Below are 23546 nucleotides of genomic sequence, written 5' to 3'. Positions count from 1 at the left end.
CTGCCTAGTTTTATCCCTAATGCTGAACTCCCTGACCCTGGCCGCGGTCCTGGCCCTCCCGGCGGACTCGATTCTGCTCCGCGTGCTCACGATCAATGACTTTCACGGGGCCCTGGAGGCCAAGGGGTATGCCTGGTCGAACGGCCGGCCGATCGGTGGAATCGCGGCGGTCAAGGGGATGATGGACAGTCTGGCGGGCGAGTGCCGGTGCCCCTCGATCCGGCTCGACGCTGGGGACCAGCTCCAGGGCACCCTGACCTCGAATCTGGTCGCCGGCCGTTCCGCGGTCGAGGCCATGAACCTCCTTGGGCTGACCGCGGCGGTCATCGGCAACCATGAACTCGACTGGGGCGTGGATACCCTGATGGCGCGGATCAGCGAAGCCCGGTATCCGTGGTTGGCGGTCAATATCATCGATACGGCCACGAGCAGACGGCCCGCTTGGTCGAAGCCGTATGCCATTGTCTCCGCGGGGCCCTATCGGATCGGGGTCGTCGGGTACCTCGCCCCCGCGACCAAAACCATGGTGATGGACCGCCATGTGAGGGGCCTTCGCTTTCCCGAGGGGATGGCGTCGATGGCCGAGACCTTGGCTCTGGTCAAGGCGGCCCGACCGGATTTCACCATGCTGGTGGCCCACGAAGGCGCGTTTTGCGACTCGCTGGCGTGTACCGGAGAGATCATCGACCTGGCCCGGCAAACTGATTCGACGGTCTTCGATCTGATCGTGGCGGGACACACCCATACCTTGCTCAACACCGTCGTCAACGGCATCCCGATCGTGTCGGCCCGGTCGAGTGGCACCGCGATCGGGATTGCCGATCTGGTTCGCTCGCCGGACGGGGGCCGGCGCTGGCGGGTCCGGGTCGAGTCGGTCTACGCCGACGCGGTCAGTCTCGATTCGGCGGCGGTGGCATTGGTCGACCGGTACCGGCCGCTGATCGGCCGGCTCGCCAACCAAGTCGTGGCCCGGCTCCGGGACACGCTGTTGGTTGAACGGGGCGAGTATCCCATCGGGAACCTGATTGCCGATGCCCAACGAGCGGCCGCCCCGGCCGACTTTGGACTGATGAACAACGGCGGCATCCGGCGGGCGCTGCTGCCGGGTCCGGTAACCTACGCCGACCTCTTTGAGCTGCAGCCATTCGGCAACAACGTCGTCCGGCTTTCGATGCCGGGTCGCGAGCTGAAGCGGGTCCTCGAGCACTCTCTTCGGGATGGGGCGCCCAATGCCCACATCTCGGGCCTCAAGGTGCGGTATGATCCCTCCCGGCCCCCCGGCGACCAAGTCGTCGAGATCCGGAAGCTCGATGGCACTCGGATCGATCCTCGGCGGCTCTACGTCTTGGCGGTGGCCGATTTTTTGGCGGGCGGAGGTGGCGGGTATGCGATGCTCCGACAGTACCGGCAGGTCCGGACCGGCAAAACCGATCTCGAGGCGATAATCGCCTGGGCCAAGCGGCTGCCACAGCCCATTCGGGCACCGGCAGGGAAACGATGGCAGGCGGTGACCAAATGATGATCCCGGTGTTCGTCAATGACCGGCGCGTGGCGGTGGCCCCCGGTACCACGGCGGCGGGTGCTGCGATATCCGCCGACGCCAGTCATGCGGAAACGTTAGGCGACGGGCGGGCCTATCTCACCGACGGCCGGGGCATCCGCATGGACCCGAGCGCCCTCGTCGGGCCCGGCGCCATCATTCGGGTCGTCACGTCGGCCCGCCGGGTCGAGGAGCCGCCCGATGACCACGCGTGATGTCATCCAGCGCCTGCCCAAGGCCGAGCTCCACGTTCACCTCGATGCCGTCATCCGGCCCACCACGATGGTGGCTCTCGCGAAGGCCGCCAAGTTTTCCCTGCCGACCACCGACCCCGACGCCCTTCGCCGCTTCATGCTGGTGGGTGATGGCACGTCGCTCGATGAGTACCTCAAACGATTCGACCAGACCATCCCGCTGCTGCAGACCCCGGAATCGATCGAACGGGTGGCCTACGAAGCGGTCGAGGACGCCGCGCGGGACAACATCCGGTACCTCGAGATGCGCTACTGCCCGATGCTTTCGACGAAACGCGGGATGCCGCTCCAGGACGTCCTCGACGCCGAATGGCGGGGCTTGAGCCGCGGCGAACAGGATTTCGGCGTCGTGAGCCGGATCATCAACTGCTCCCTCCGCCACTACGACCCCGGCGTGTCGATCGAGCTCGCCGAATGTTCCGTGGCCAACCGCCATCAGGGTGTGGTCGCCTTCGATCTGGCCGGCGGCGAGGCCGGTCGCCCCCCCGCCGTTCACCGGGCTGCCTTCGACATCGCCCAGGACGGCCTGATCGGCATCACGGTACACGCCGGCGAGGCGGCCGGGCCGGAGTCGATTCGGGAGGCCTTGCTCCGCTGCCACGCCAACCGGATCGGCCACGGAACCCGGCTCTTCGAGGATCCGGCCCTGATGGCCTACGTTCGCGATCGCCAGGTCCCGATCGAGATCAACCTGACCAGCAACGTCAAGACCGGAGCCGTGCGTTCGCTCCGCGAGCACCCGGCCAAGGCCTATTTCGCGGCCGGCATCCTGGTAACCCTCTGCACCGACGGCTGGCTGATGACCGGCGCCACCCTGTCGGACGAATACTGGCTGGCCCATGATGCCCTGGGCTTTACCCGCGCTGAGATCGACCGGATGATCGTGGCAGGGTTCGAGGCCGCATTCCTCCCGTGGCTCGAACGGCGAGCCCTGGTTTCCCGCATTCGCGACGAGTTGGAAGGCATCCGATGACCATGCTTCGGCGCCACGAAGCTCGGCCAGGCCTGAGCCGGGCCGCATTCATCGCGGCCGTGGCGGCGGTTCCGCTGGCCTCGGCTCGGGCCCAGCCGCGCGACCGACTCATCATTGACGCCATGGGGGAGCTTCGTCCCGAATATCCGGCCTCCTTGATTCGCGACTTGCTGGCCAGCGGGATGGACGCGATCACGGTCACCCTCTGCGATCCCAAGCCCGAAGGGCCGGAGGCCTTGGCGCTCGCCGTGGATTCGCTCCTCGAGCATGACGCCTACCTCACGGCTCATCCGGAGTTCTTCCTGAAGGCAACCCGGGCCGCGGATCTCGACCGGGCGCGCCGCACCGGACGCTTGGCGGTCTTTTATCTCTATCAAAATACGGTCCAGTTCGGCGGGGCACTCGACCGGATCGACCTGTTCCACCGAATGGGACTCCGGAGTTGCCAACTCACCTACAACACCCGCAACGAGGTCGGCGTTGGATGCTGGGAGTCCGGGGGTCTGACGCCCTTCGGCCGGCAGGTGATCGAGCGGATGAACGCCCGAGGGATGCTGATCGATCTCTCCCACGCCAACATGACCACGATGGCGGAGGCGATCACGGCGTCCCGGGCGCCGGTCATCGTCTCCCACACGGCCTGCATGGCGGTCCATCAAAACCGCCGCAACACGACCGACGACAACCTCCGGCTCCTCGCGGGTCGGGGCGGTGTCGTCGGGATCTGTCAAATGCGCCCCTTTCTCACCCCGAAAAAGACCGACAACCTCGCGGCCTACTTCGACCATCTGGTGCACGCGATCAGGGTTGCGGGGGTCGAGCACGTCGCCATCGGGAGCGACCGCGATCATCGAGTGGTCGAACTCACCCCGGAGTACCTCGCCGAGCTCAAGCGCGAGGAGGGGGCCCAAGTGCAGGACAACGAGTTGCCCTACTTCATCGCCGAACTGAACGGGCCCCGGCGAATGGAGGTGGTGTGGGACGGGCTGGTGAAACGGGGACTCAAGCCTCGGGAGGTCGAGCAGGTCATGGGCGGCAATCTCCTTCGGCTCTATCGCGAGGTGCTCGGCTAGCTCCAACGCCGGCCGCCCGGCGGGTATCGAAACCTCGCCCGACACCTAGGCGCCCGTCCCCACAGTCCTGCCTCAGGAGGCCACCCGTGCGCGCTGATCTCCGGTTGGCGGTTCGGATGCTCCGAAACCGCCCTCTCTTTTCCAGGTTGGTCATCCTCACGCTGGCCCTGGGGATTGGCGCCAATACGGCCATCTTCAGCGTGGGCGACGTCCACCACAACGGCCTGACCAATCCGGCCAAACGCGCCTGGTTCGTACCGCACAACCAGTTCGACAAGCCGTGGGGGATCACTCGCTCGGCGATGACGCTGGTCGTCCGAACCGCCGGTGATCCCCGGAGCATCTGGAAGCCGATCGAGGCGCTCATCGTCACGCGGGACCCGAACCTCCCGATCACCGAGGTGGTGACCCTCGGCGATGTCATGGGCGGCGCGGTCCGCGAGCAGCGCTTCACGGACACGCTGATGGCCGGTCTCGCGCTGGTGACGCTGGTGCTGGCCGCGATCGGGATCTACGGGGTGATGTCCTAACTCAGTGACGAGGCGGAACCAGGAGATCGGGGTCCGCCTGGCCCTGGGTGCGAAGCCGGGCCGGGTCCGCCGCCTGGTGATCGTCGAGGGGATGGTTCCGGCTGTGATCGGAATCGGAGCCGGACTCGCGGCGGCGATGGGCTTGAGCCGGTTTCTCGGTGAAATCCTCTACGGGGTCGGGCCGCTCGATCCGCTCACGTTCCTCGTCGTCCCGCTCCTCCTGACCGGCGTTGCGCTCGGCTCGGCGCTTGGCCCGGCCCATCGGGCCACCCGGGTGGACTCGGTCGCCGCGCTCCGGCGGGAATAGTCGGGGGCTAGGTATTCTTCGGCCCATGACCAGTCACTCGCCCACCACCACTGGGTCGGCCGATGAGGTGAGCCACGCCGCCGAGTCAATCCAAGCCCGCCTGGGCGGTCGCCGGCCCACGGTCGCGATCGTCCTGGGCTCCGGCCTCGGCGCCCTAGCCGATCGGATCACCGACCCGGTCCGGATCGCCTACCGGGACATCCCCGGCTTTCACGCCCCTGCCGTCCTGGGCCACAAGGGTGAACTCGTCATCGGGACCCTGGGCGGCCGGATGGTGGTCGGGCAAAGCGGCCGGTTCCATATGTATGAAGGCCACTCCGCCCACACCGCCGCCCTTCCGGTCCGGGCCTTCGCGTTGTTGGGGGTGCGAACCCTGGTTGTCACCAACGCCGCCGGCGGCGTCAATCCGTCGTTTGGCGCCGGTACCATCATGGTGATCAAGGATCACCTGAACCTGACCGGCCAAAATCCGCTACTCGGTCCGGTTCGCGAAGGTGAATCGCGTTTCCCCGACATGTCCGCCGCCTACGACCCCGAACTCCGAGCCGCGGCCAAACAAACCGCCGCCACCCTCGGTATCCCGGTCGCAGAAGGTGTCTACGCCGGCCTCCTCGGCCCGAACTACGAAACCCCCGCCGAGATCCGGATGCTCCAGCACCTCGGCGCCGACGCCGTCGGCATGTCCACCGTGGTCGAAATCATCGCCGCCCGAACCCTGGGCCTCCGCTGCCTCGGCATCTCCATGATCACCAACGCCGGCGCCGGCCTCAGCAAGACCCCCCTGTCCCACGCCGAGGTCATGGAATCCGCCGCCCACTCCGGCACCACCGTCGCCCACCTCATCGAATCAACCCTAACCCACACCTAACCGAGTGCCGAGTGCCGAGCCCTAAGGCACCGGTCGAATCCGCCTCGTAATCGCCTCGATCTCCTCGATCTCCCGAGGAACCCCGCTGCTGATCCACTCGAGTCCCTCAGCCGTGATCACGTAGTCATCCTCGATCCGGACCCCGGTGTTGAGGTACCGCGCCACCAACGGCCGGGCCTTGGCAATGAACCGGCGGTTCTTCGGAGTATCGGGCAGAATATCGAGCTGTTTGGCACTGATATAGATCCCCGGCTCGATCGTGAACGCGTCGCCTTTCTGGAAGGTTTTGTCGCCGTAGTACGCCTGCAACTGGTCATGGACCTCGAGTCCGATCCCGTGGGTGATCCCGTGAATGGCAAACAACGAGGCCTGGAGGCAGGACCGGGGCACCGCTTGGCAATCCACCGGCCACGGCGGGTCAAAGGTGGCCGTGGCCGATTCAACCAAGCCTAAGGCGGCAAGACCCCGGGCCCGAACATCGATCGAACTGTCCTGCGCCGCCTGAATCGACATCCCCGGCTTGGAATTCCGTTCCGCAGCCGCGAGGCCATCCCGGACCAGCTGATAGACCGCCCGCTGTTCCGCGGTGTACGTGCCGCTCACCGGAATCGTCCGGGTCACGTCGGCCGCATACCCTTGATACTCGGTGCCGGCATCCACGACCACGACCTCGCCGGGGAGGGCGGGCCGGCGGTTTTTCATATAGTGAAGTTGGGTTCCGTTCGGCCCGGCCCCGACGATCGACCCATAGGAGGGCCGCTCGCCGCCGGCCCGGCGGAACGCGTATTCGATGATCGCCTGGAGGTCGTACTCGTGCATCCCAGGTTCAATCTTCTTCATCAGTTCAAGGTGCCCGTGGGCGCTGATCTCGGCGGCCTTCCGAATCAGGGCCAACTCGGCGTCGCTTTTCCGGGCCCGGAGCAGATCGACGATCGGGTGGGCATCTTTGACGTTGAGACCGGGACGGCGCGCCGCGAGTCCACGGATGAACTGCCCGCCCCGGGTCAGCGAATCCTGTCGGGAAAAATCGGCGGCTTCGAAGTCCCGCAGCGAATAGAACGTCAATCCGCTGGCCGCCAGGGAATCGGCCACCTTCACCAAATCGCCCCCATCCCGAGGCACCAGTCCGACCTCATCGGCCAACGCGCTCGAGTCCGGCTCCGCCCCGTAGTACAACGCCCGTCGCGGCGTACTCCGGTTCACGAAGATCGTGCTCCGTTGGCGGCCGCCCCGAATCACCATGACCAAGGCCGCGTCGGCAAACTCGTACCCCGTCAGGTACCGAAAACCAGCCAGTTGGTAAAACGGCCCAAAGTCGGTGACCGGGGTCCGGCCCCCAAAGGCCACGACCACGCCGTCACCGATCCGCGCTGCTACCGAATCCCGCCGATCCCGATACTCGCCGACCGGAATTTGCGCCCGAGCCACCGGCGCCACCCCAAACAGCCCCGCCCCCAGGACTACCCACCGAATGATTTGCATCCCCAAATATCGTCCCCCCCCACCCCCGAAGCCAGCCGCCGAGCGCCGAGTGCCGAGCCCGTCCCCCCCTTGCCTAACGAGGTCCGCCCCCCCCAACATTCCCGGCAATGGGACATGCCCTCCATACGATGATTCGGGACCTCCATCGCCGCCGGGGTCGGGAACGTCGCGGCTTGGCCTTGGCCGAGGGTGTTCGCTTGGTCGAGGAGGTCCTCGCGGCCGGCATCGAATGCCGGGCGGTGGTGGTCAGCCCGGCGCTCCACGGCACCGAGCGAGGCCGGGCGCTCAAGGCGGCCCTGGAGGCCGCCGGCCCGGTGACCGAGACCACCGACGAGGAACTCGCCGAACTCGCCGCCACCGATCATCCTCAAGGGGTGGTGGCGGTGGTCGTCCCCAAGCGTTGGGTGCTTGACGACATCGCCATCGGACCGTCCGGTGTGGTGGTCGTCCTCGACGCGCTCCAGGATCCGGGCAACGTCGGCACCATCGTCCGGACCGCGCTCGCCCTCGGGGCCAAGGGGGTGGTGGCGTTGCCCGGAACCGCCGAGATTGGGAACCCGAAGACCATGCGAAGCGCCATGGGGGCCACGTTCCGGCTCCCGACCGTTCCAACCGATGAGGCGGCTCTCTCCGAATGGCTGGTCCGCCACCGGGTGACCGTCGCCGCCACGGCCATGAGTGGACAACCGTTCGATCGCGCCCGTTTGACGGGCCCGGTAGCCCTGGTCTTGGGCAACGAGGGCGCCGGGCTCCAGTCGGACCTCGGCCGGAACGCGCCAGTCACCGTCGCGATTCCGCTCGAGGCGGGGTCCGAATCGCTCAATGTTGCGGTGGCCGCGGGCATCTTCCTCTATGGAGCCTGTCGTGATCGATAACGGAATTCTGGCCTTGGTCGGTGGGCTGTTCGGGGCCGTCATCGGGAGCTTCTTGAATGTGTGCATCGTGCGCTGGCCGGCCGAGCAATCGGTCGTCAAGCCGCGGTCCCGGTGCCCGAAGTGCAGTTACCAGATTACCTGGGCCGACAATATTCCCTTGATTTCCTGGCTGCTCCTCGGCGGGAAATGCCGGTCCTGCAAACAACCGATCGGCGCGCTCTATCCGGCCATCGAACTCGCGACGGCTCTGATCTGGGCCTGGATGGCCTGGCGGCACGGTCTGAGCCTCGAGGCACTCGAAGGCGCTTTCTTCTTCACCGTTCTGCTCGGCATCGCTATGGCGGACGCCCGCGAGTACCTCATTCCCGATGAGTTCACCCTCGGCGGTTTGGTCATCGGCCTCCTCTTTGCCGCGGCCGGCGGCGGCTCGACTCTCCTCACGGCGGTCATTGGTGCCGCGGTTGGCTTCGGGGTGCTCTGGCTGGTTGAGGTTGCCGGGACTTGGCTCTTCAAGGAGGAGGCCATGGGCGGCGGCGACATCAAGATGATGGCGATGGCCGGTGCGTTTCTCGGATGGAAGGGGGTGGTCTTGACGATCTTCCTGGGCGCCTTGGCTGGGGTGATCATCAACGCCAGGGAGGCGCTGACCGCGGTCCGCAAATTTATCTTCCCGCCCAGGACGCCGTCGGGCGAGAAGAAACATTTACCTTTCGGCGTCTTCCTCGCGATGGGGGCCGCGCTGACCTATGTCGTCGGCCCTTCCATCCTGTCGTGGTATCGCAGTTTCAGCGGAGCCATGTAATGCGGCGAGCACTCGCGGCGGTGTTGGCGGTGGCGGGGGTGGCCGCGTGTCGCGGCAAGGCGCCCGGGGTGGCCGATTCTCCTGCGGTTCGGGCCACGGTGGATAGTCTGATTCCGTTGGTCGAAAAAGCCGTCGGCATCACGTTCAAGAAGCCGCCCCGCTTTGAAATGCGGACCAAAGCCCAGGTCCAGGAGTATCTCCGCGTCAAGCTGGAGCAGGAGTTTCCCGCGTCCAAGATGGCGGGTGTGGAAGCGGCGTATCGGCTCCTCGAGCTCCTGCCCGATACGGTCGATATCAAGTCACTGCTGCTGCCGCTTTATTCCGAACAGGTGGCCGGCTATTACGATCCGGATTCGACGACGCTCTACGCGGTCGAAGGAGCCAAGGGCGACCAACTGCGGCTGGTCTTGGCCCACGAGTTGGTGCACGCCCTTCAGCATGAGCGCCTCCCGCTCGAAAAGATGTTGAAGGACGTTTCGAACGCCGATCGCCTCGCCGCCTCTCAGGCGGTGCTCGAGGGACACGCCACGGTGGCCATGCTCGGTGTCGTCATGCCGAATCTGGAGGCCCTGGCTGATCCGAGCTTCTGGAACTCCTACCGGGACCAAGTGAAATTAGCCCAAAGCTCGATGCCGGTATTCCAGCGGGCGCCGTTGATCCTCCGCGAAGGGCTGATCTTCCCCTATTTGGCCGGCGCCGAGTTCATGCGGTGGTGGGCCATCCAGGGCGGCGGCCGCGGCCCGCTTCCAACCGTGGAACAGTTGCCCCGATCCACCGAGCAGATTCTCCATCCTAATCGGTACCTGGCCAACGACCAGCCCCAGTCGGTCGAATTCGCCGAGCCTCGGGACGCGGATGTTCTGCACGAAGACACCATGGGTGAGTTCGAGTTGCAGATCTGGGCCACCCAGATGCGGAACGGGACGGAAGTGCTGACCGACCTGCCGATTGGGTGGGCCGGCGATCGGTTCCGGGTCTACCGGACGCCCACCGGTCCGGCGCTGGTGCTCTACACCCAATGGGAGGACTCCACGGCCGCCCGGCGCTTCGTGACCCTGACTGGTGCCCGCTTCGTCGATCGTCCGCGTCCGGGGTACCGGACCACCGCGGAGTTGTTGCCCCAGGCGAGCCGCCCGACCGTTCGGGTGGTACGCGCCCCCGAAGCCTGGACCCAATGGTCATCGCTGCCCCAGTCTCGCTGACCGGTCCCGTGTCCGATGGACTCCCCGGCCCACGGTCTGTTCGAAAACCGGTCTCCGGGTGTATCGTACGGCAACGTGGCCACCGGGCCTGTGTTGCCTGCTTGGTCGTTTCACGTCACCATAGGTCTTGAGGCAACGCACCGTCACCCGTCATTCGCCCCGTGCATAGGAGTTACGCTCCATGGCCATCTGGAAAGAAACCGTTGCGCCGAAGAAGGACCTCCCCCCGGTACTGCCCGATCTAACCATGAAGAAAGAAGCTGACTTCCCCCGGGTCGAGGCGTCGTCGGCGTACGATCTACCTCGCCGGCCGGCAGAGCGGGAGGCCAAAGAATCGCTGATCGCCGCCGGGCTCACCATCGAAGGGAAAATTGAGGGCACCGGCCACATTCGGATTGCCGGGCGGTTCAAGGGTGACGTGCATGTCCAAGGCAATGTGACCATCGAGGCCGGCGCCAAGGTCACCGGCGGGGTCCGCGCCGGAACGGTCGTGATTGGTGGGGAGCTCGAGGGCAACATCGACGATGCCAATCGGGTTGAACTCCTCGAAACCGGCATCCTCAACGGCAACCTCAAAGCCGGGGCACTGACCGTGGCGGCCGGATCGCGGATGCGCGGGCAGGTCGAGTTTGGTTGGGAGAAGGGCAAATCGGATAACGGCGCCACGGGATGAGCACCGTTCGCCCGGGGGTGGCGGGGGCCACCAGGATCTGCCCCCATTGCCGGACGGCTATTCTCGAGAGCGCCGCCGTTTGTCCGGCCTGCCGCCACCATCTCCGCTTCGACCCGGGGGCGGCGCAGCGGGCCGAACCCGCGTTTTCGCCGCTCCGCGTCGAAGGCACCATTCAACACTCGGCCGACGGCCCGGCCTGGGAATATTCGGTTGTCGTCTCGATCCGCGACGGCCGGGGCGAAGAGATCGCCCGGCAGGTCGTCGGGGTCGGGGCCCTCAATCCGGCCGATGTCAGGACGTTCTCGCTGGCGGTCGAGGTCTTCACCAAGTGACCAGCGCTATTCAACGGTCTTCCTGAACCGCATCACCGCCAGCATCACCAGCACCACCGCAAACCCCGACAGCGCCCCAAACTCTCGCCAGAGGTCCTGAAGACCGACGCCCTTCAGTAGAATCCCCCGGAGCGCCCGGAGAAAGTACGTTAGCGGGAGCGCCGCGCCGATCCACTGCGCCGCTACCGGCATGGCCTCCCGCGGAAACATGAACCCAGACAACAGAATGTTCGGCAGGAGATACAAGAAGCCGAGTTGCATCGCCTGGGCCTGGTTCTGCACCGCGCTCGACACCAACAGCCCAACCCCCAGGCTAGCCACGTTGAACGGCAACGCCACCACATAGAGGTCGAGCACGCTGCCGACGATCGGGATATCGAAGAGCAGCCGTCCCACCAGCAGGATCACCGTGACTTGGACATACCCGATCAGCAGGAACGGGACGATCTTGCCTAACATCAGGCTGGTCTTGCTGATCGGGGTCACGATGAGTTGTTCCAAGGTTCCCCGTTCCCGCTCCCGGACCACGGCCGTGCTCGCGATCACCACCAGGGTCATCGACAGCAGAACCCCGATGATGCCCGGCACGATATAGACCGAACTCCGGAGGCCGGGGTTGTACCAGGGGCGGACCCGGACGTCGATGGTCCCGGTCCCGCCGGTAGACGCGACCAGGCGTTGGCTCTCCGCCGCCCCTACCTGGGAACCGGCCGAGATCCCGGCCGCCGCCGAGAGCGGGTCGGCCGCGTCGAGGATGACCTGAATGCTGGCCGGCCGGCGCCGCTTGAGGTCCCGGGCAAAGTCGGGTGGAATGATCACCGCCGCGCGGGCCCGTCCGCCGTCGAACCACTCGCGAACCGCGTCCCGGTCGCCAACCTCCGCGACGATATCGAAGTTGCCGGTGTTCTCGAGGGTCGTCACCATCGAGCGGCTCTGGGCGCTCCGGCTCTCGTCGACCACCACGGTGGGCAGGTGCCGGACCTCGGTCTGGATCGCGTACCCGAAGAGAGCGATCTGGACCACCGGGATCCCGATCATCATGGCCAGGGTGAATCGGTCTCGCCGAAGCTGGATGAATTCCTTCCACAGCATGGCCCAGAAGGGCCAACCCCTAACGCTCAACGCCCACCTCGTCTTTCGCCTGCAGGGCGATGAACACGTCCTCGATGGTCGGGAGCCCGAACCGGGCGGTTACTTCCGCGGGAGTTCCAATGCCGATCAGATGCCCCCGCGACAGGAAGGCCAGGCGTTCGCACCGTTCGGCCTCATCCATGTAGTGCGTCGTCACGATCATCGTCATGCCCCCGGCCGCTTGGCGCTTGATCAGATCCCAAAACAGCCGCCGCGCGGCGGGGTCAACCCCGGCGGTTGGCTCGTCCAGAAAGACCAAGTCCGGCCGGTGTACCGTCGCGCAGGCAAGCGCCAGCCGCTGCTTCCAACCGCCCGACAGCGTTCCCGCCAACTGGTTGGCCCGCGGGCCAAGGGCGTATACGGTCAGTTGCTCGTCGACCCGGCGCTTCTTCTCGGCGCCGAGCAGACCGTAAATCCCGGCATAGAACCGGACGTTCTCGGTCACGGTCAGGTCCTCGTAGAAGCCGAATCGCTGCGACATGTACCCGATCCGCTGGCGGACTTTCTCAGGAGACCGGACCACGTCGATGCCGACGACTGTCGCCGAGCCGCTGGTCGGCCGGACCAGCCCGGTCAACATCCGGATCGTCGTGGTTTTCCCGGAGCCGTTCGGGCCGAGGAGACCGAAGACCTCGCCCCTGCGAATGGCCAAGTCGAGCCCCTCGACGGCCACCAAGTCTCCGTAGGTCTTTCGGAGCCCCTTCGTCTCGATGCCCAGGGCGGTCATGGGCGGGCGCGAGCTCGAACCAGCGTCACCGAGACCCAGAGCCCGGGGTGCGCGGCGACCCCGCCGCCCAGAAGGTCCAGCTTGACCCCAAACATCAAGTCGGCCCGTTCTTGCTCGGTCAGGGCCACCCGAGGCGTGAACTCGGCCTTGGTGTTGATGGCAGCGATCCGGGCCCAGCCGACCGCCTGTCCGGTGCCGTCCACGACCACCGACGCCGTGTCGCCCACGGCGAGCTCGGCAATTCGCCGGGCGGGGACGTAGACCCGAACATAGGACCGGGCGGTATCGCCTAACGTCACGGCCGGAACCCCCGGAGCCAGGAACTCACCCGGCTCGGCCTGGCGCGTCAGGATCCGGCCCGCCACCGGCGCGATGATGACGAGATCGGTGGCCCGGGCCTCGATCATCGCCAGGGCTGCCTGGGCGCTGGCCAGTTCGCTCCGCGCCATGGCCACTCGGTCGCGTCGAGTGCCCGCGCGGAGGACCGCCAGGGCCTCGGCGGCGACCCGGCGCCGCTCCGCCGCGACCTGGGTCGCCGTTTCCGCGTTGTCGAGTTGTTGCTGGGCGATGACTTCGTTCGCGTACAACGACTTGAATCGCTCCAAATCGGTCGCGGTCCGCTTCGCTTCCGCCCCCGCCGCCGCGAGCTCCGCCTCCGCCCGCTTCAGTTCCTCGGGCCGGGCACCCGCTTCCAGATCCTTGAGATTGGCGCCGGCCATCCCGACCCGGGCCCGTTGCGCCGCTAAGGAACTCGGCAAGTCCGCCTGCGAGAGCAGGGCGATGGTGTCGCCGGCCGCCACTACGGCACCCTCGTCGACCCGAACGGCCACCACCCGGGCGGCGATCGGCACCGAGAGGTCGATCTCGGGCAGTTCGACGGAGCCCCGAGCCACCAGCGCCCCATCGTCGGCCTTTCCGCACCCGGCAAGGCAAAGAACCACCACCAACGTTCGCAACCTCATGTCGCCTGCCTCTTGGGAGTTGGCCCTCGGATACCCGCCACGGCAAATCCGGCCGCGTGACGGCCGAATATTCTCACGTCGTCCGGGGTGGGGTAGGAGGGGCCTTGGTCGAGAAGGATTCGGATCAACGGCTGGGCCAGCGTGAAATAGACCAACTGTGCGATGGTCGAAATGGTGGCAAACCGGGGATCGAGGTCCGCCCGGATCATCCCGGTGGCTTTGCCCTTTTCGATTGCTTCGGCCACCGGGCGAAAGAGCCGAACCGCCAACTCGTGAATAACCGGCTGGGCATGGGCGGCTTGATGGTCGATCATCTCCCGGATGATCAGGGTGACCGCCCGGGGATGGCGGATCAGCAACTCGGCTTGGGCTTCGACGATCGCCTCGATGACCTCCTCGGCTGTTCCAGCCCGTTCGAGACGGGCCGTGGCGCCTTGGCTCAGGGTCGTCGCGATCCGGCCCAGCACGGCCTGATAGAGGCCGGCCTTGTCGGGGAAGTAGTAATACAGGAGCCCGGGGTTTACCCCCGCCCGGCGGCCGATCTCCTTGATGGTGGTCGGATCGAAGCCTTGGGTCGCAAACAGCTCCTCCGCTGCGTCAAGAATGGCTTGGTAGGTCGCGGCTGGGCGGGCGGGTTCGAAGGTGGCTGTCACTCTTTAATTAATCGTTCAATCAAGTCGAAGTCAATTGCGGACATACTAGGGGGCCCGGTTCCGGTCCTTGAACCTCCCCTCTAAGTGCGCTATCTTAAAAGGCTTATGTTCGATGAACTGTCGTCCAAACTAACTGATGCCCTGAAGCGCCTGGCTGGGAAAGGGGTATTGAGCGAGGACGCAGTCAAGGAAGGGCTTCGCGAAATCCGTCGCGTGCTCCTCGAGGCCGATGTGAGTTTCGAACTCACTCGTCAATTCCTCGAGCGGGTCCAGGAAAAAGCGGTCGGTGTTTCGCAGTTGAAGGGCGTGAGGCCGGGCCAGCAACTCGTCAAGATCGTCTTTGACGAATTGGTGGTGATGCTCGGTGAAAAGCAGGCGCCGATTGGGTTCGCCTCGATCCCGCCCACCATCATCTTGATGGTCGGGCTCCAAGGATCGGGGAAAACCACCAGCGCCGGCAAGCTCGCCAAGCGGTTGAAACTGGAGCAGAAGGCCCCGTTCCTGGTGGCCGCGGATGTGTATCGTCCGGCCGCGGTCGAGCAACTGGCCACGCTGGCCCGCCAAGTCGACGTCGGCTTCCACGGCGAACCGGGCCGCACGGACGTCGCGGGGATCGTCAAGCGGGGCATCGAGGCGGCGGCCAAGGCGCGGGCTCGCTCAGTCATCGTCGATACGGCCGGCCGGCTCCAGATCGACGATGAGATGATGCAGGAGCTCAAGGATCTCAAGGCGGCCATCAAGCCCCATGAAATCCTCCTGGTGGCCGACGGGATGACCGGTCAGGATGCGGTCCGGATTGCGAAGGGCTTTCACGATGCGTTAGGCGTAACCGGCATCGTGTTGACGAAGATGGACGGCGATGCGCGGGGTGGCGCGGCGCTCTCGGTGTACGGTGTTACCGGCGCGCCGATCAAGTTTGTCGGGGTCGGGGAAGGGCTCGATGCGTTGGAGCCGTTCCGCCCCGACCGGATGGCCGGCCGGATCTTGCAGCAGGGCGATGTGTTGAGTCTGGTCGAAGCGGCGCAGGGCGCCATCGACGAGAAGGAGGCCGAAAAACTCGCCAAGAAGGCGATGTCGAAGAAGGGCCTGGATCTCCAGGACTTCCTCACGGCCATGAAGCAGATGCAGAAGATGGGGCCGCTCAAGAATGTGTTGGGGATGCTGCCGGGGGTGAACCCCGCCATGCTCAAGGCCGCGAACGTGGACGACAACCGGGTCAAGCATCTCGAGGCCATCATCCTATCGATGACGCCTGGCGAGCGGGCCGACCCCGACACGATGACCGGATCTCGCCGGATGCGGGTGGCCAAGGGATCGGGCCGGACGGTGCAGGAAGTGAATCAATTGCTGAATCAGTTCAAACAGATGTCGAAGATGATGAAGTCGGTCAAACCGGGAATGAAAATGCCGTTCGGTCGCGGCGGTTTCCCGGGTATGAGTTAACTCACAGGAAAGCACCCAGCATGGCAACTCGCATTCGTCTCCGCCGCATTGGCCGGAAAAAGGTCCCGATCTACCGGATCGTGGTCGCCGACAAGGAAAAGTCCCGCGACGGCCGCTTCATCGCGATCCTCGGGACCTACGACCCCCGCGCGGAGGACTCGAAGCAGATCCAGCTCGACGTCGCGGCTGCCGAGGAGTGGATTGGGAAGGGCGCCACGCCGTCGGACACCTGCGCCGCCCTGCTCAAGAGGGCCGGCGTCGGCGCGTGACCGAAGAACCCGCCCGCCACTTGGTGGTCGGGCGGTTACGAAAGCCGCACGGCCTCAAGGGCGACTGTACGGTTTTTCCGCTCACCAGCAGCCCGGCGGTTGTGTACGCGCCTGGCCGTCTGGTGTGGTTGATGAATCTGAAGGGTGAAATCGTCGGCGGGCCGCTCAAAGTCGAGCGAAGCCGGGCGTATCGCCGGGAATGGTTGATCGCGTTCCGAGGATATCCGGGCCGCGAAGCAGTGCAGGGGTGGTTCGATCTGTTGCTGTCGGCTCCGGCCGACACGCTGCCCTCTCCGGAAGAGGGCGAGGTGTACCTCCACGAGTTGGAGGGCTTCGCGATCCAGGATGAGGCTGGCAACGGGCTCGGCGTCGTCACCAAGATCGACGAGACGATCACCGGCGTGCTGCTGGAAGTGCAGGGCAAGAAACGCGAGTACGTCCTGCCGTTCAAGAAGGAGTTCGTGAAAACGGTCGATCGGGCGGGACGGCGGCTCATCGTCGACCTCCCGGAGGGTCTGGTGGATGGCTGACGGAGCGGCCAGGATTGCGGTGGTCACGCTCTTTCCCGAGGTGATCGCACCCTACCTGGCCGCCAGCATCCCGGCCCGGGCGGCGGCCAAAGGGTTGGTGGAGTTTCGGCTGGTGCAGGTGCGCGACTTTACGACCGACCGGCATCGCACCGTCGACGATACGCCCTACGGGGGCGGCGCCGGGATGGTGATGAAGCCGGAACCGCTGGTGGCGGCGGTCGAGTCGCTCGGGACGCGGGGTCGGGTCGTGGTGATGTCGGCCCGCGGCAAGCCGCTGACCCACGCGATGGTGGTGCGGTACTCGCTCGAACCGGTGCTCACGATTCTCTGTGGGCACTACAAGGACATCGACCAGCGGGTCGTCGACGTCCTCGAGGCGGAGGAAGTCTCGGTGGGAGACTTCATCCTGAGTGGCGGGGAACCGGCGGCGCTCTGTCTGATCGATGCGATCGTCAGACTGCTCCCTGGTGCGTTAGGTGATCACGAATCGGCGAGTTCCGATTCGTTTTATGACGGACTGCTGAGTCCGCCGAGCTTTACCAGACCCCCGGAGTTTCGGGGCTTGAACGTCCCGGACGTGTTACGATCCGGGAACCACGCCGACATCGACGCGTGGAGACAACGAGAGGCCGAGCGGCTGACGGCCCAGCGGCGCCCCGACTTGTGGGCGGCGTGGAACGAGCACCACGAACCGGAGTAAGACTATGACAGACTTGGCAACGATCACCCGTGAAGGGCTCAAGACCGACCTCCCGAACTTTGCGACGGGTGATACCCTGAAGGTCATGGTTCGGGTGCGTGAAGGTGACAAAGAGCGGCTCCAGGCGTTCGAGGGCACCTGTATTTCCCGGAAGGGCGGGGGCATCGACGAGACCTTCACCGTTCGGAAGATCTCGGCCTCGGTCGGCGTCGAGCGGATCTTCCCGCTCCACAGCCCGATCATCGCGACCATCGAGGTGGTTCGGCGGGGCCGGGTTCGCCGCGCCAAGCTCTACTACCTCCGCAATCTGAGCGGTAAGGGCGCCCGGATCCGCGAGAAGCGCGCCCCCACCCTCTAAGCTGGCGGTACCATGCCCGCCGGCCCGACGCTCAAGCTGGAGCGGATCGCGTGGCAAGCGGGCAAGCTCCTTCTGGGCGTTGACGAAGCAGGCCGCGGTCCCCTGGCTGGTCCAGTGGTGGCCGCGGCCGTAGTTTTCCCCCGAGACGTCAAACGCCTAGCCGGCATTCGCGACAGCAAGACCCTCTCCGAACCCCAACGTGACAAAGCCGTCCTCCTGATCCGCAAGCGTGCCCTGGCCATCGGAATCGGCGCCGCCTCGGTCCGAGAAATCGACCGCCTCAACATCCGCCGCGCCACCGCCCTAGCCATGCGCCGCGCCATCCTGCGCCTCTACGCCGAGTGCCGAGAACCCGAGTGCCGAGAACCCGAGTGCCGAGTCTTGCTCGACGGGCTCGCCATGCCCGAAGTCGGCTTCGCCCACGAGTTCCTGATCGACGGCGACGCCCTCTGCGTCTCGATCTCAGCCGCCGGGATCATCGCCAAGACGATCCGCGACCGCCTGATGGTGAACCTGGCCCGCCGCCACCCCGCGTATCACTGGGTCACCAACCGCGGCTACGGCACCGAGGCCCACCTCCAGGCCATCGAACAACACGGCCCCACCCGCCACCACCGTCGCACCTTCGCCCCCATCGCCCAACTCGGCCTCGGCCTCTAACGCTGCCCCTCGCCGAGCGCCGAGTGCCGAGCCCTTATTTCTTCCCGAGCCCCGTCACCGTCAGCTCGAGATTATGACTGACCCGGATCCCAAACCCGCCGTCGGTTGAGGTCAATTTGTCCGGCCCAATCAAATCGGCCTTGGCAAAGGACTTCACCTCGGTACCGTTGACGATGCAGGACGCCTTGTCGCCCTGAACCCGCCACCCGATCACGTTGGTTGACTCGCCGCTCGTGGGATCCGCCTTATGGAGAGCGGCGTTGGCTTCCGGGGCCACCACGGTGGTCACCTTGGCGCCGTGGAAGGTCTTGACCGCGAAGGTGCCGTTGCCATAGACGATGCAGTAGGCCAGGGTCTCGTTATCGGACTCGAGGTCGGCGCCGCCGATGAAGATGCCGTAGGAATGGGGATGGCTGGCCACCATCTTGTGCTCTTTGAAGGTGGCGCTGACTTCGTAGTTGCCCTTGGCCGTGTGGGCGGGGTTCCAGAAGTTGCCGGCCGGCCCGGCGGAAATCCGAAAGCCACCCTCGGTGGTGGCGAACTTGGAGTCGTTGACCGTCTTGCCCTGCGACGCAGGTCGCCGATCGACCCGGCCCTTCCAGTCGGCCACCTTGATGCCGCCATCCTTGACGCTACGATCGGCATCCTGGGCGGCCGAGGAGGAGGTGGCCAGGGCGGCCAGGATCAGGAAAGCAGCAATACGCATCGGGTGTCCTTGGTGAGGGTCAGGATAGATAGCTGCCGGCTGGGGCGTCGATTCGCAAGGGGCCGCCGGGACCTGATGGAGACTACGGGCTCCGGATGGCAAGGGTGTCAGATCGGACACCGGGCGCGCTTGACTGGGTCTGGCCGGTCCCCGATGTTTCCGAGCGGCATCCCGCCCTATCTTTAGTCCCAATCCGACCGGAGTCTCCGCTGTGCTGCCCTCGTTTCTGAAGAAGTTTGTTCTCTGGTTCGACACCGGGGCCGTTGCCGTGGTTCCGACCGATAACCCCCGTACCGTCGACTGGGTCAGGGTCATCCCGTTCGTCGGGATGCATGCCGCCTGCCTCGGGGTGATCTGGGTCGGGTGGAGTTGGGGTGCCGTCTCGGTGGCGCTGGCGTTGTACCTGGTTCGGATGTTTGCGATTACCGGCTTCTATCACCGGTATTTCTCGCATCGGGCCTTCAAGACGTCGCGGGTGACCCAGTTTGCCTTTGCGCTGCTCGGGGCGAGCGCCGTCCAACGCGGCCCCCTTTGGTGGGCCGCTCATCATCGCAAACACCATCGCCATTCCGATACCGAAGAGGACGTCCATTCCCCCCGGCATCACGGATTCTGGTGGAGCCACATGGGGTGGATTACGTCCCCGGCCAATTTTGCGACTGACCTCGAGGCGGTGCCGGACCTGGCCCAGTATCCGGAGCTCCGGTTTCTCGACCGGTTCGACATTCTGGTCCCGATCGTGTTGGCGGTGACGCTCTTCGTGGTCGGGGGTTGGCAGTGGCTCGTCTGGGGGTTCTTCGTCAGCACCGTGGTCCTCTTTCACTGTACCTGCTTCATCAACTCCCTGGCCCATGTGCTGGGCCGGCGGCGCTACCAAACCGGCGACGATAGCCGGAACAGCCTCCTGCTTGCCCTGGTTACCCTGGGCGAAGGTTGGCACAACAATCACCACCGCTTTCCCGGCGCGGCACGGCAGGGCTTTTTCTGGTGGGAGGTCGATCTGACCTATTACGCCCTTCAGATCCTCCAGCGGTTCCGGCTGGTCTGGGACCTCCGCCCGGTGCCCCAGCGGGTGCTCGACGAGGCCTAGGCTTGGTCGTTAGGCTCAGTCCGAACGGATCGCCTCGACGGGCGGGATGCCGCTGGCCCTCCGGGCTGGAATCCAGCACGCAACCGGGGCCACGGCGCCGGTCGCGAGGGCCGGGGCGACCATCCGTCCCCCTTCCGACAACAACATCCTAAGGTCGGCCACGTTGGCGCAGGCGATCAGCAACACGAAACACATCGCGCCGAACACCACGGCGATCAGGGTCCGGACCTCGTTCACGATGTCGGCGTGGAGCCCGACCAGGTTGATGTCCCACCCCTTCTGCCGCTCCCGTCAGCAGCCACTCGGCCACCCGGGGAGGGTGCGCGCCAGTCATCAGGCCGAACCCAGGGTGCGTTCGAGTCCGCGGGTCAGGGCGGTCACCGCCGCCACCGACCGTCGGAGCGCCTTCAACCCCGGCGCCGTCAGCGCAAATTGGCGCCGGGGGACGCCGCCTCGGCGACCGGGGTTCGGATCGGGGCGCCACTGCAGGTAGCCCTTGGTCTCGAGCCGCTCCAACGTAGAGTAGAGGGCGCCGCGAGTGACCCGGCGGGCCGCAGCGGTCTCGATCGCGACCCGAATACCCGGAGCATAGGCGTCGCTGTCGAGCCGCAGGATGGCGAGCAGGACGAGTTGCTCGAAATCGCCAAGACTTGAGGTGTCGGGCACGGTATCCAGGTCCCGGGGTTTTGAGTCTACAATGTAGACATGTCGAGGGCACCACGCCAGTACCGGCAAGCCGGCGGACGATCAATTCGACTCAAGGGGTGGTTCGAAGCGCCTTCCGGATTACCAATTTGGGGCCCGACCAGACCTCGCTTACCGCGCAGACTTTGATGTCGACGAATCCGAGCGGCAGGGCGATCTCTCGGATGATATCCTCGGTAATGTCGGTGGCCACCCTGGCAGCCTTCTTGGGCCAGGAAACCCAAATAGCCCCATCCGGCTTGAGCCGAGCCCGCGCCGTCTCAAGAATTGTGAGAAAATCCCGCCGCCGGGCCACGAAGCAGTGGACGATAATCGGTCGAAGCCGCCCACCGACTCCCAAACTCCACCCCCGGAGGCAACGGCGCGAGCCACTGCCGATACCCGTCCGGCGCCGAGAGCACCAACACCCGCGCCCCCGCCCCAATCCCCAACTTCTTCACCAACGGCGTCCCCGAATCCCCCCCCCACCACCCATAATTCCCCAAGTGCCGAGTGCCGAGTGCCGAGTGCCGAGAAAATGAGGGCGGTGGGGCACGATCCCACAACCTACGGATTAAAAGTCCGTTGCTCTACCAGTTGAGCTACGCCCCCAAACGAGGCGCAAATATATACTCGGCGCTCGGCGCTTGGCACTCGGCCGCCAAGTGCCGAGTGCCGAGTGCCGAGATCTACCTCCAGGCTCGGACCGAGCGGAGGAATTCGTCGAGGAGGAGGAACTTCTCGTAGACGGGGACGCCTTTTCGTTTCTGGCCGAGCTCGGTGAACATTTCGCGGAGCCGGCCGCGGCGGGTGACGTAGAAGCGGAAGGTTTCCGCGAAGTCTTCTTGGGGGTGGCGGGCGGCGTAGCCGCTCACGTGGTTGACGGGGGCGATGGCCACCCGGCGGCGCTGGAAGTCGACCCAGGCGTCGTCGTTGACCCGGTAGGCTTTGGTGGCTTCCCCGAAGGTGCGGCGGAAATCTTTGGACTGGGTCCAGTGCCAGTGGTGGTAGAGGAAGCTGTGGCCGAGCTCGTGGCTGATCAGGCCGATCAGCATCGGCCACGGGATTTCGTCCCGGCGCCTAACGCCGATGACGTAGCGTTGCTCGATTTCGACGATCTTGGGGTACCGCGGATCCACGCCCGAGACCCCGGGCCGGAGGAGGACCCGGTAGCCCCAGTCCGCGATGCCGGTGGCGCGGAGCAGGGCATGGACCTGGCGGAGGGCCTTGGGTATCAGATCCCGGCCCGTCGCGTCGTCGCCACACCACGGGCAGTGGTCCATCCAGTCGTCAACACCCCGGCTGCACCGGGGACACTCCCCTTCGAACCGGTCGTCCTCGTTCCAGTGCTGGTCGCCGCCGCACCAGGGGCAAAACGGCATTGGGTACTGAACGCCGCCCCCGCATCCCCAGTCGCACTTGGCGTCTTTGCGGAATCCCTTGGGGGCTTTGAGCGGGGCTTTGGCGGTCCGCTTCTCGTCGTACACCATGGTCGAGCACCACGGGCAGTGCAGGAACTTGGGACTGATGACCCAGCCGCAGCTTGGGCACTGATCGCCGGTGACCGCCGCCGTGTCGCGCCACTTCTGGGCCCGGCCGCAGTCGGGGCAGTGGGGCCAGTAGCGGTGCAGCGGATAGCCGCATTGGCACCGCGGATCGTCGTGGGGCACCCCTTCCCGGGGCCGTCTACGTGCGGTCATACCGTCGTACCGCCTCACTCACGATCCGTTGAATGAACTTCGGATATGGTAACCCGATCTTGTCCGCCGCGTTCGCCACTTCGTGGCCCCTGGCAATGAATGGATTGGCGTTGGCTTCCAACACCCAGACGTCGTCATCGTTGCTCAACCGGACGTCGATCCGGCCGTAATCCCGGAGCCAGAGCGCCTTGCACGCGGTCCGGCAGATGGCCTCGATCCGCTCCTTGGCCGCCGCAGACACCGGCCGGGCGAACTGATACCGGATTCCTTTCCGCCGCCGGTACGGCGCGTCCCACTTCGTGGTCTGAGTCGCGATTCGTTCTTCAGGCGCGTTCTTCTCTTTGTCGAACACTAGTTCCGTCAGTGGCAAGACTTCGAGCGTGTCATCATTGCCGATCATGCTGGCGTAGAGTTCCCGGCCTTCGATGAATTCCTCCGCGATGGCCGCTTGTTCGAACCGCTGGTGCACGAACGCCACCCGCTCCCGGAGTTCGGCCGCATCGCTCACCACCGAGGCTTGGGCAATCCCCTCCGACGCATCGCTGGCGAGGGGCTTGACGATCAACGGAAACCGGAGCGACACCTCCCCAACTGGCTCATTCGGGTTCCAGGTCTCGAAGCTCGGCACTTGAATCCCGTGATAGGCGAGGATCTTCTTGCTCATCGCTTTGTCGCGGGTCACCAGGAGGCCCAATGGGGGTGACCCCGTGTATCGCACGCCGCAGGTCTCGAGCAGAGCCGGGAAGACGAAGTCGTGGCGGGCGTCCCGGAACGCCTCGGCGCAGTTGACCACTAGATCGGGTTTCCAGGCGCTGCAGTGGTCGAGGATGACCCGGAGGTCGTCGTGCACCCCGATCAGCAGCACCTCGTGCCGGTTGCTCTCCAACGCCTCGGCCACCTGGTACTCGAGCTCCGGCTCGTTCCCGGTCTTGCCGGCCAATTCGTCCCGCATCTGCTGGAGATGCTGTTCCGGGGTCCACCGAGGATAGGGCGTATTGAAGACTACGGCGATCCGCATCGGG

The 23546-nt window shown here is 65.6% G+C and carries 30 protein-coding genes and 1 tRNA gene; 19 read left to right on the top strand and 12 right to left on the bottom strand.

Annotated elements, in window-relative coordinates; genetic code table 11:
• Positions 1–19 precede the first annotated feature (19 nt).
• The 7 genes from EXR94_00905 (at position 20) to EXR94_00875 (ending at position 5545) form a co-directional block, all read left to right on the top strand.
• Positions 20–1519 (top strand): hypothetical protein, encoded by a 1500-nt coding sequence (locus tag EXR94_00905; protein MSR01287.1) that lies wholly within the window; start codon positions 20–22, stop codon positions 1517–1519.
• A complete protein-coding gene (locus EXR94_00900) occupies positions 1516–1755 on the top strand; it encodes a hypothetical protein (GenBank protein MSR01286.1) in 240 nt (79 codons plus the stop codon). The genes EXR94_00905 and EXR94_00900 overlap by 4 nt, the downstream gene beginning before the upstream one ends.
• Positions 1742–2767, top strand: coding sequence for an adenosine deaminase (add, locus tag EXR94_00895; GenBank protein MSR01285.1), 1026 nt, complete (start codon positions 1742–1744; stop codon positions 2765–2767). Before EXR94_00900 ends, add begins: the two co-directional genes overlap by 14 nt.
• Positions 2764–3840 carry a hypothetical protein gene (locus EXR94_00890; protein ID MSR01284.1) on the top strand — a complete coding sequence of 359 codons (1077 nt, stop codon included), beginning with the start codon at positions 2764–2766 and terminating at the stop codon, positions 3838–3840. Before add ends, EXR94_00890 begins: the two co-directional genes overlap by 4 nt.
• 86 nt (positions 3841–3926) lie before the next feature.
• A complete protein-coding gene (locus tag EXR94_00885; GenBank protein ID MSR01283.1) occupies positions 3927–4370 on the top strand; it encodes a hypothetical protein in 444 nt (147 codons plus the stop codon).
• Between the two features lie 4 nt (positions 4371–4374).
• Complete coding sequence (locus tag EXR94_00880; GenBank protein MSR01282.1) at positions 4375–4677, top strand: FtsX-like permease family protein; 303 nt, start codon at positions 4375–4377, stop codon at positions 4675–4677.
• 25 nt (positions 4678–4702) lie between these two features.
• Entirely contained in the window at positions 4703–5545 is an 843-nt protein-coding gene (locus tag EXR94_00875; GenBank protein MSR01281.1) for a purine-nucleoside phosphorylase, read from the top strand.
• A gap of 21 nt (positions 5546–5566) precedes the next feature.
• On the opposite strand, the gene EXR94_00870 is transcribed toward EXR94_00875, so the two are convergent.
• Positions 5567–7135 (bottom strand): M24 family metallopeptidase, encoded by a 1569-nt coding sequence (locus EXR94_00870; GenBank protein ID MSR01280.1) that lies wholly within the window; start codon positions 7133–7135, stop codon positions 5567–5569.
• Between EXR94_00870 and EXR94_00865 the strand changes: the two genes are divergently transcribed.
• The 5 genes from EXR94_00865 (at position 7135) to EXR94_00845 (ending at position 10911) form a co-directional block, all read left to right on the top strand.
• Entirely contained in the window at positions 7135–7902 is a 768-nt protein-coding gene (locus tag EXR94_00865) for an RNA methyltransferase (GenBank protein ID MSR01279.1), read from the top strand. The two genes, EXR94_00870 and EXR94_00865, sit on opposite strands and share 1 nt — an antisense overlap.
• Positions 7850–8704, top strand: a complete 855-nt coding sequence (locus EXR94_00860) for a prepilin peptidase (GenBank protein ID MSR01278.1) — start codon at positions 7850–7852, stop codon at positions 8702–8704. The genes EXR94_00865 and EXR94_00860 overlap by 53 nt, the downstream gene beginning before the upstream one ends.
• Positions 8704–9906, top strand: a complete 1203-nt coding sequence (locus EXR94_00855; protein MSR01277.1) for a hypothetical protein — start codon at positions 8704–8706, stop codon at positions 9904–9906. Before EXR94_00860 ends, EXR94_00855 begins: the two co-directional genes overlap by 1 nt.
• Before the next feature lie 181 nt (positions 9907–10087).
• Positions 10088–10579, top strand: coding sequence for a hypothetical protein (locus EXR94_00850; protein ID MSR01276.1), 492 nt, complete (start codon positions 10088–10090; stop codon positions 10577–10579).
• Positions 10576–10911 carry a hypothetical protein gene (locus EXR94_00845; GenBank protein MSR01275.1) on the top strand — a complete coding sequence of 112 codons (336 nt, stop codon included), beginning with the start codon at positions 10576–10578 and terminating at the stop codon, positions 10909–10911. The genes EXR94_00850 and EXR94_00845 overlap by 4 nt, the downstream gene beginning before the upstream one ends.
• 6 nt (positions 10912–10917) lie before the next feature.
• Here EXR94_00845 and EXR94_00840 read toward each other — a convergent pair whose 3' ends face one another.
• From EXR94_00840 to EXR94_00825, 4 genes are read right to left on the bottom strand one after another with little or no spacing between them, the layout of a single operon-like run.
• On the bottom strand, positions 10918–12003 hold the full coding sequence (locus EXR94_00840; protein ID MSR01274.1) for an ABC transporter permease: 1086 nt from the start codon (positions 12001–12003) through the stop codon (positions 10918–10920).
• A 19-nt stretch (positions 12004–12022) separates the two neighbouring features.
• Positions 12023–12769: an ABC transporter ATP-binding protein gene (locus tag EXR94_00835; protein ID MSR01273.1), complete on the bottom strand. Its 747-nt coding sequence runs from the start codon at positions 12767–12769 to the stop codon at positions 12023–12025.
• Complete coding sequence (locus tag EXR94_00830; GenBank protein ID MSR01272.1) at positions 12766–13731, bottom strand: HlyD family efflux transporter periplasmic adaptor subunit; 966 nt, start codon at positions 13729–13731, stop codon at positions 12766–12768. Before EXR94_00830 ends, EXR94_00835 begins: the two co-directional genes overlap by 4 nt.
• Entirely contained in the window at positions 13728–14384 is a 657-nt protein-coding gene (locus EXR94_00825; GenBank protein ID MSR01271.1) for a TetR/AcrR family transcriptional regulator, read from the bottom strand. Before EXR94_00825 ends, EXR94_00830 begins: the two co-directional genes overlap by 4 nt.
• 105 nt (positions 14385–14489) lie before the next feature.
• Between EXR94_00825 and EXR94_00820 the strand changes: the two genes are divergently transcribed.
• The 6 genes from EXR94_00820 to EXR94_00795 are packed head-to-tail and all read left to right on the top strand — an operon-like array spanning position 14490 to position 18344.
• Complete coding sequence (locus EXR94_00820) at positions 14490–15827, top strand: signal recognition particle protein (GenBank protein ID MSR01270.1); 1338 nt, start codon at positions 14490–14492, stop codon at positions 15825–15827.
• 20 nt (positions 15828–15847) lie between these two features.
• Positions 15848–16096, top strand: coding sequence for a 30S ribosomal protein S16 (rpsP, locus tag EXR94_00815; protein ID MSR01269.1), 249 nt, complete (start codon positions 15848–15850; stop codon positions 16094–16096).
• Positions 16024–16626: a 16S rRNA processing protein RimM gene (gene rimM / locus EXR94_00810; GenBank protein ID MSR01268.1), complete on the top strand. Its 603-nt coding sequence runs from the start codon at positions 16024–16026 to the stop codon at positions 16624–16626. Before rpsP ends, rimM begins: the two co-directional genes overlap by 73 nt.
• Positions 16619–17326, top strand: coding sequence for a tRNA (guanosine(37)-N1)-methyltransferase TrmD (gene trmD, locus EXR94_00805; protein MSR01267.1), 708 nt, complete (start codon positions 16619–16621; stop codon positions 17324–17326). The genes rimM and trmD overlap by 8 nt, the downstream gene beginning before the upstream one ends.
• Before the next feature lie 4 nt (positions 17327–17330).
• On the top strand, positions 17331–17684 hold the full coding sequence (locus tag EXR94_00800; GenBank protein MSR01266.1) for a 50S ribosomal protein L19: 354 nt from the start codon (positions 17331–17333) through the stop codon (positions 17682–17684).
• Positions 17685–17696: 12 nt separating this feature from the next.
• Positions 17697–18344 (top strand): ribonuclease HII, encoded by a 648-nt coding sequence (locus EXR94_00795; GenBank protein ID MSR01265.1) that lies wholly within the window; start codon positions 17697–17699, stop codon positions 18342–18344.
• Positions 18345–18378: 34 nt separating this feature from the next.
• On the opposite strand, the gene EXR94_00790 is transcribed toward EXR94_00795, so the two are convergent.
• Positions 18379–19050 carry a hypothetical protein gene (locus EXR94_00790; GenBank protein MSR01264.1) on the bottom strand — a complete coding sequence of 224 codons (672 nt, stop codon included), beginning with the start codon at positions 19048–19050 and terminating at the stop codon, positions 18379–18381.
• Between the two features lie 328 nt (positions 19051–19378).
• Between EXR94_00790 and EXR94_00785 the strand changes: the two genes are divergently transcribed.
• A complete protein-coding gene (locus EXR94_00785; protein MSR01263.1) occupies positions 19379–20140 on the top strand; it encodes an acyl-CoA desaturase in 762 nt (253 codons plus the stop codon).
• A 15-nt stretch (positions 20141–20155) separates the two neighbouring features.
• On the opposite strand, the gene EXR94_00780 is transcribed toward EXR94_00785, so the two are convergent.
• The 6 genes from EXR94_00780 to EXR94_00755 all read right to left on the bottom strand — a co-directional run bounded on the left by EXR94_00780 (position 20156) and on the right by EXR94_00755 (position 23542).
• Positions 20156–20377 carry a hypothetical protein gene (locus EXR94_00780; protein ID MSR01262.1) on the bottom strand — a complete coding sequence of 74 codons (222 nt, stop codon included), beginning with the start codon at positions 20375–20377 and terminating at the stop codon, positions 20156–20158.
• Positions 20378–20473: 96 nt separating this feature from the next.
• A complete protein-coding gene (locus tag EXR94_00775; GenBank protein MSR01261.1) occupies positions 20474–20875 on the bottom strand; it encodes a PadR family transcriptional regulator in 402 nt (133 codons plus the stop codon).
• Positions 20876–20897: 22 nt separating this feature from the next.
• A complete protein-coding gene (locus tag EXR94_00770) occupies positions 20898–21269 on the bottom strand; it encodes a DUF3052 family protein (protein ID MSR01260.1) in 372 nt (123 codons plus the stop codon).
• 94 nt (positions 21270–21363) lie between these two features.
• A tRNA-Lys gene (locus tag EXR94_00765) sits at positions 21364–21436 on the bottom strand.
• A gap of 77 nt (positions 21437–21513) precedes the next feature.
• A complete protein-coding gene (locus EXR94_00760; GenBank protein MSR01259.1) occupies positions 21514–22524 on the bottom strand; it encodes a hypothetical protein in 1011 nt (336 codons plus the stop codon).
• Positions 22511–23542: an ATP-grasp domain-containing protein gene (locus EXR94_00755; GenBank protein MSR01258.1), complete on the bottom strand. Its 1032-nt coding sequence runs from the start codon at positions 23540–23542 to the stop codon at positions 22511–22513. Before EXR94_00755 ends, EXR94_00760 begins: the two co-directional genes overlap by 14 nt.
• Positions 23543–23546: the final 4 nt, after the last annotated feature.

The sequence above is a fragment of the Gemmatimonadota bacterium genome (genome assembly GCA_009692115.1).
Classification (GTDB): Bacteria; Gemmatimonadota; Gemmatimonadetes; order Gemmatimonadales; family GWC2-71-9; genus SHZU01.
Note: the sequence above shows the minus strand (reverse complement) of the source record. Positions and strands in the feature narration are given on the sequence as shown.

Coding starts and splice junctions, on each gene's coding strand:
- EXR94_00905 (MSR01287.1), top strand. CDS start 20: ATGCTGAACTCCCTGACCCTGGCCGCGGTCCTGGCCCTCCCGGCGGAC.
- EXR94_00900 (MSR01286.1), top strand. CDS start 1,516: ATGATGATCCCGGTGTTCGTCAATGACCGGCGCGTGGCGGTGGCCCCC.
- add (MSR01285.1), top strand. CDS start 1,742: ATGACCACGCGTGATGTCATCCAGCGCCTGCCCAAGGCCGAGCTCCAC.
- EXR94_00890 (MSR01284.1), top strand. CDS start 2,764: ATGACCATGCTTCGGCGCCACGAAGCTCGGCCAGGCCTGAGCCGGGCC.
- EXR94_00875 (MSR01281.1), top strand. CDS start 4,703: ATGACCAGTCACTCGCCCACCACCACTGGGTCGGCCGATGAGGTGAGC.
- EXR94_00865 (MSR01279.1), top strand. CDS start 7,135: ATGGGACATGCCCTCCATACGATGATTCGGGACCTCCATCGCCGCCGG.
- EXR94_00860 (MSR01278.1), top strand. CDS start 7,850: ATGTTGCGGTGGCCGCGGGCATCTTCCTCTATGGAGCCTGTCGTGATC.
- EXR94_00855 (MSR01277.1), top strand. CDS start 8,704: ATGCGGCGAGCACTCGCGGCGGTGTTGGCGGTGGCGGGGGTGGCCGCG.
- EXR94_00850 (MSR01276.1), top strand. CDS start 10,088: ATGGCCATCTGGAAAGAAACCGTTGCGCCGAAGAAGGACCTCCCCCCG.
- EXR94_00845 (MSR01275.1), top strand. CDS start 10,576: ATGAGCACCGTTCGCCCGGGGGTGGCGGGGGCCACCAGGATCTGCCCC.
- EXR94_00840 (MSR01274.1), bottom strand. CDS start 12,003: ATGCTGTGGAAGGAATTCATCCAGCTTCGGCGAGACCGATTCACCCTG.
- EXR94_00835 (MSR01273.1), bottom strand. CDS start 12,769: ATGACCGCCCTGGGCATCGAGACGAAGGGGCTCCGAAAGACCTACGGA.
- EXR94_00830 (MSR01272.1), bottom strand. CDS start 13,731: ATGAGGTTGCGAACGTTGGTGGTGGTTCTTTGCCTTGCCGGGTGCGGA.
- EXR94_00820 (MSR01270.1), top strand. CDS start 14,490: ATGTTCGATGAACTGTCGTCCAAACTAACTGATGCCCTGAAGCGCCTG.
- rpsP (MSR01269.1), top strand. CDS start 15,848: ATGGCAACTCGCATTCGTCTCCGCCGCATTGGCCGGAAAAAGGTCCCG.
- trmD (MSR01267.1), top strand. CDS start 16,619: ATGGCTGACGGAGCGGCCAGGATTGCGGTGGTCACGCTCTTTCCCGAG.
- EXR94_00800 (MSR01266.1), top strand. CDS start 17,331: ATGACAGACTTGGCAACGATCACCCGTGAAGGGCTCAAGACCGACCTC.
- EXR94_00795 (MSR01265.1), top strand. CDS start 17,697: ATGCCCGCCGGCCCGACGCTCAAGCTGGAGCGGATCGCGTGGCAAGCG.
- EXR94_00790 (MSR01264.1), bottom strand. CDS start 19,050: ATGCGTATTGCTGCTTTCCTGATCCTGGCCGCCCTGGCCACCTCCTCC.
- EXR94_00785 (MSR01263.1), top strand. CDS start 19,379: ATGCATGCCGCCTGCCTCGGGGTGATCTGGGTCGGGTGGAGTTGGGGT.
- EXR94_00760 (MSR01259.1), bottom strand. CDS start 22,524: ATGACCGCACGTAGACGGCCCCGGGAAGGGGTGCCCCACGACGATCCG.
- EXR94_00755 (MSR01258.1), bottom strand. CDS start 23,542: ATGCGGATCGCCGTAGTCTTCAATACGCCCTATCCTCGGTGGACCCCG.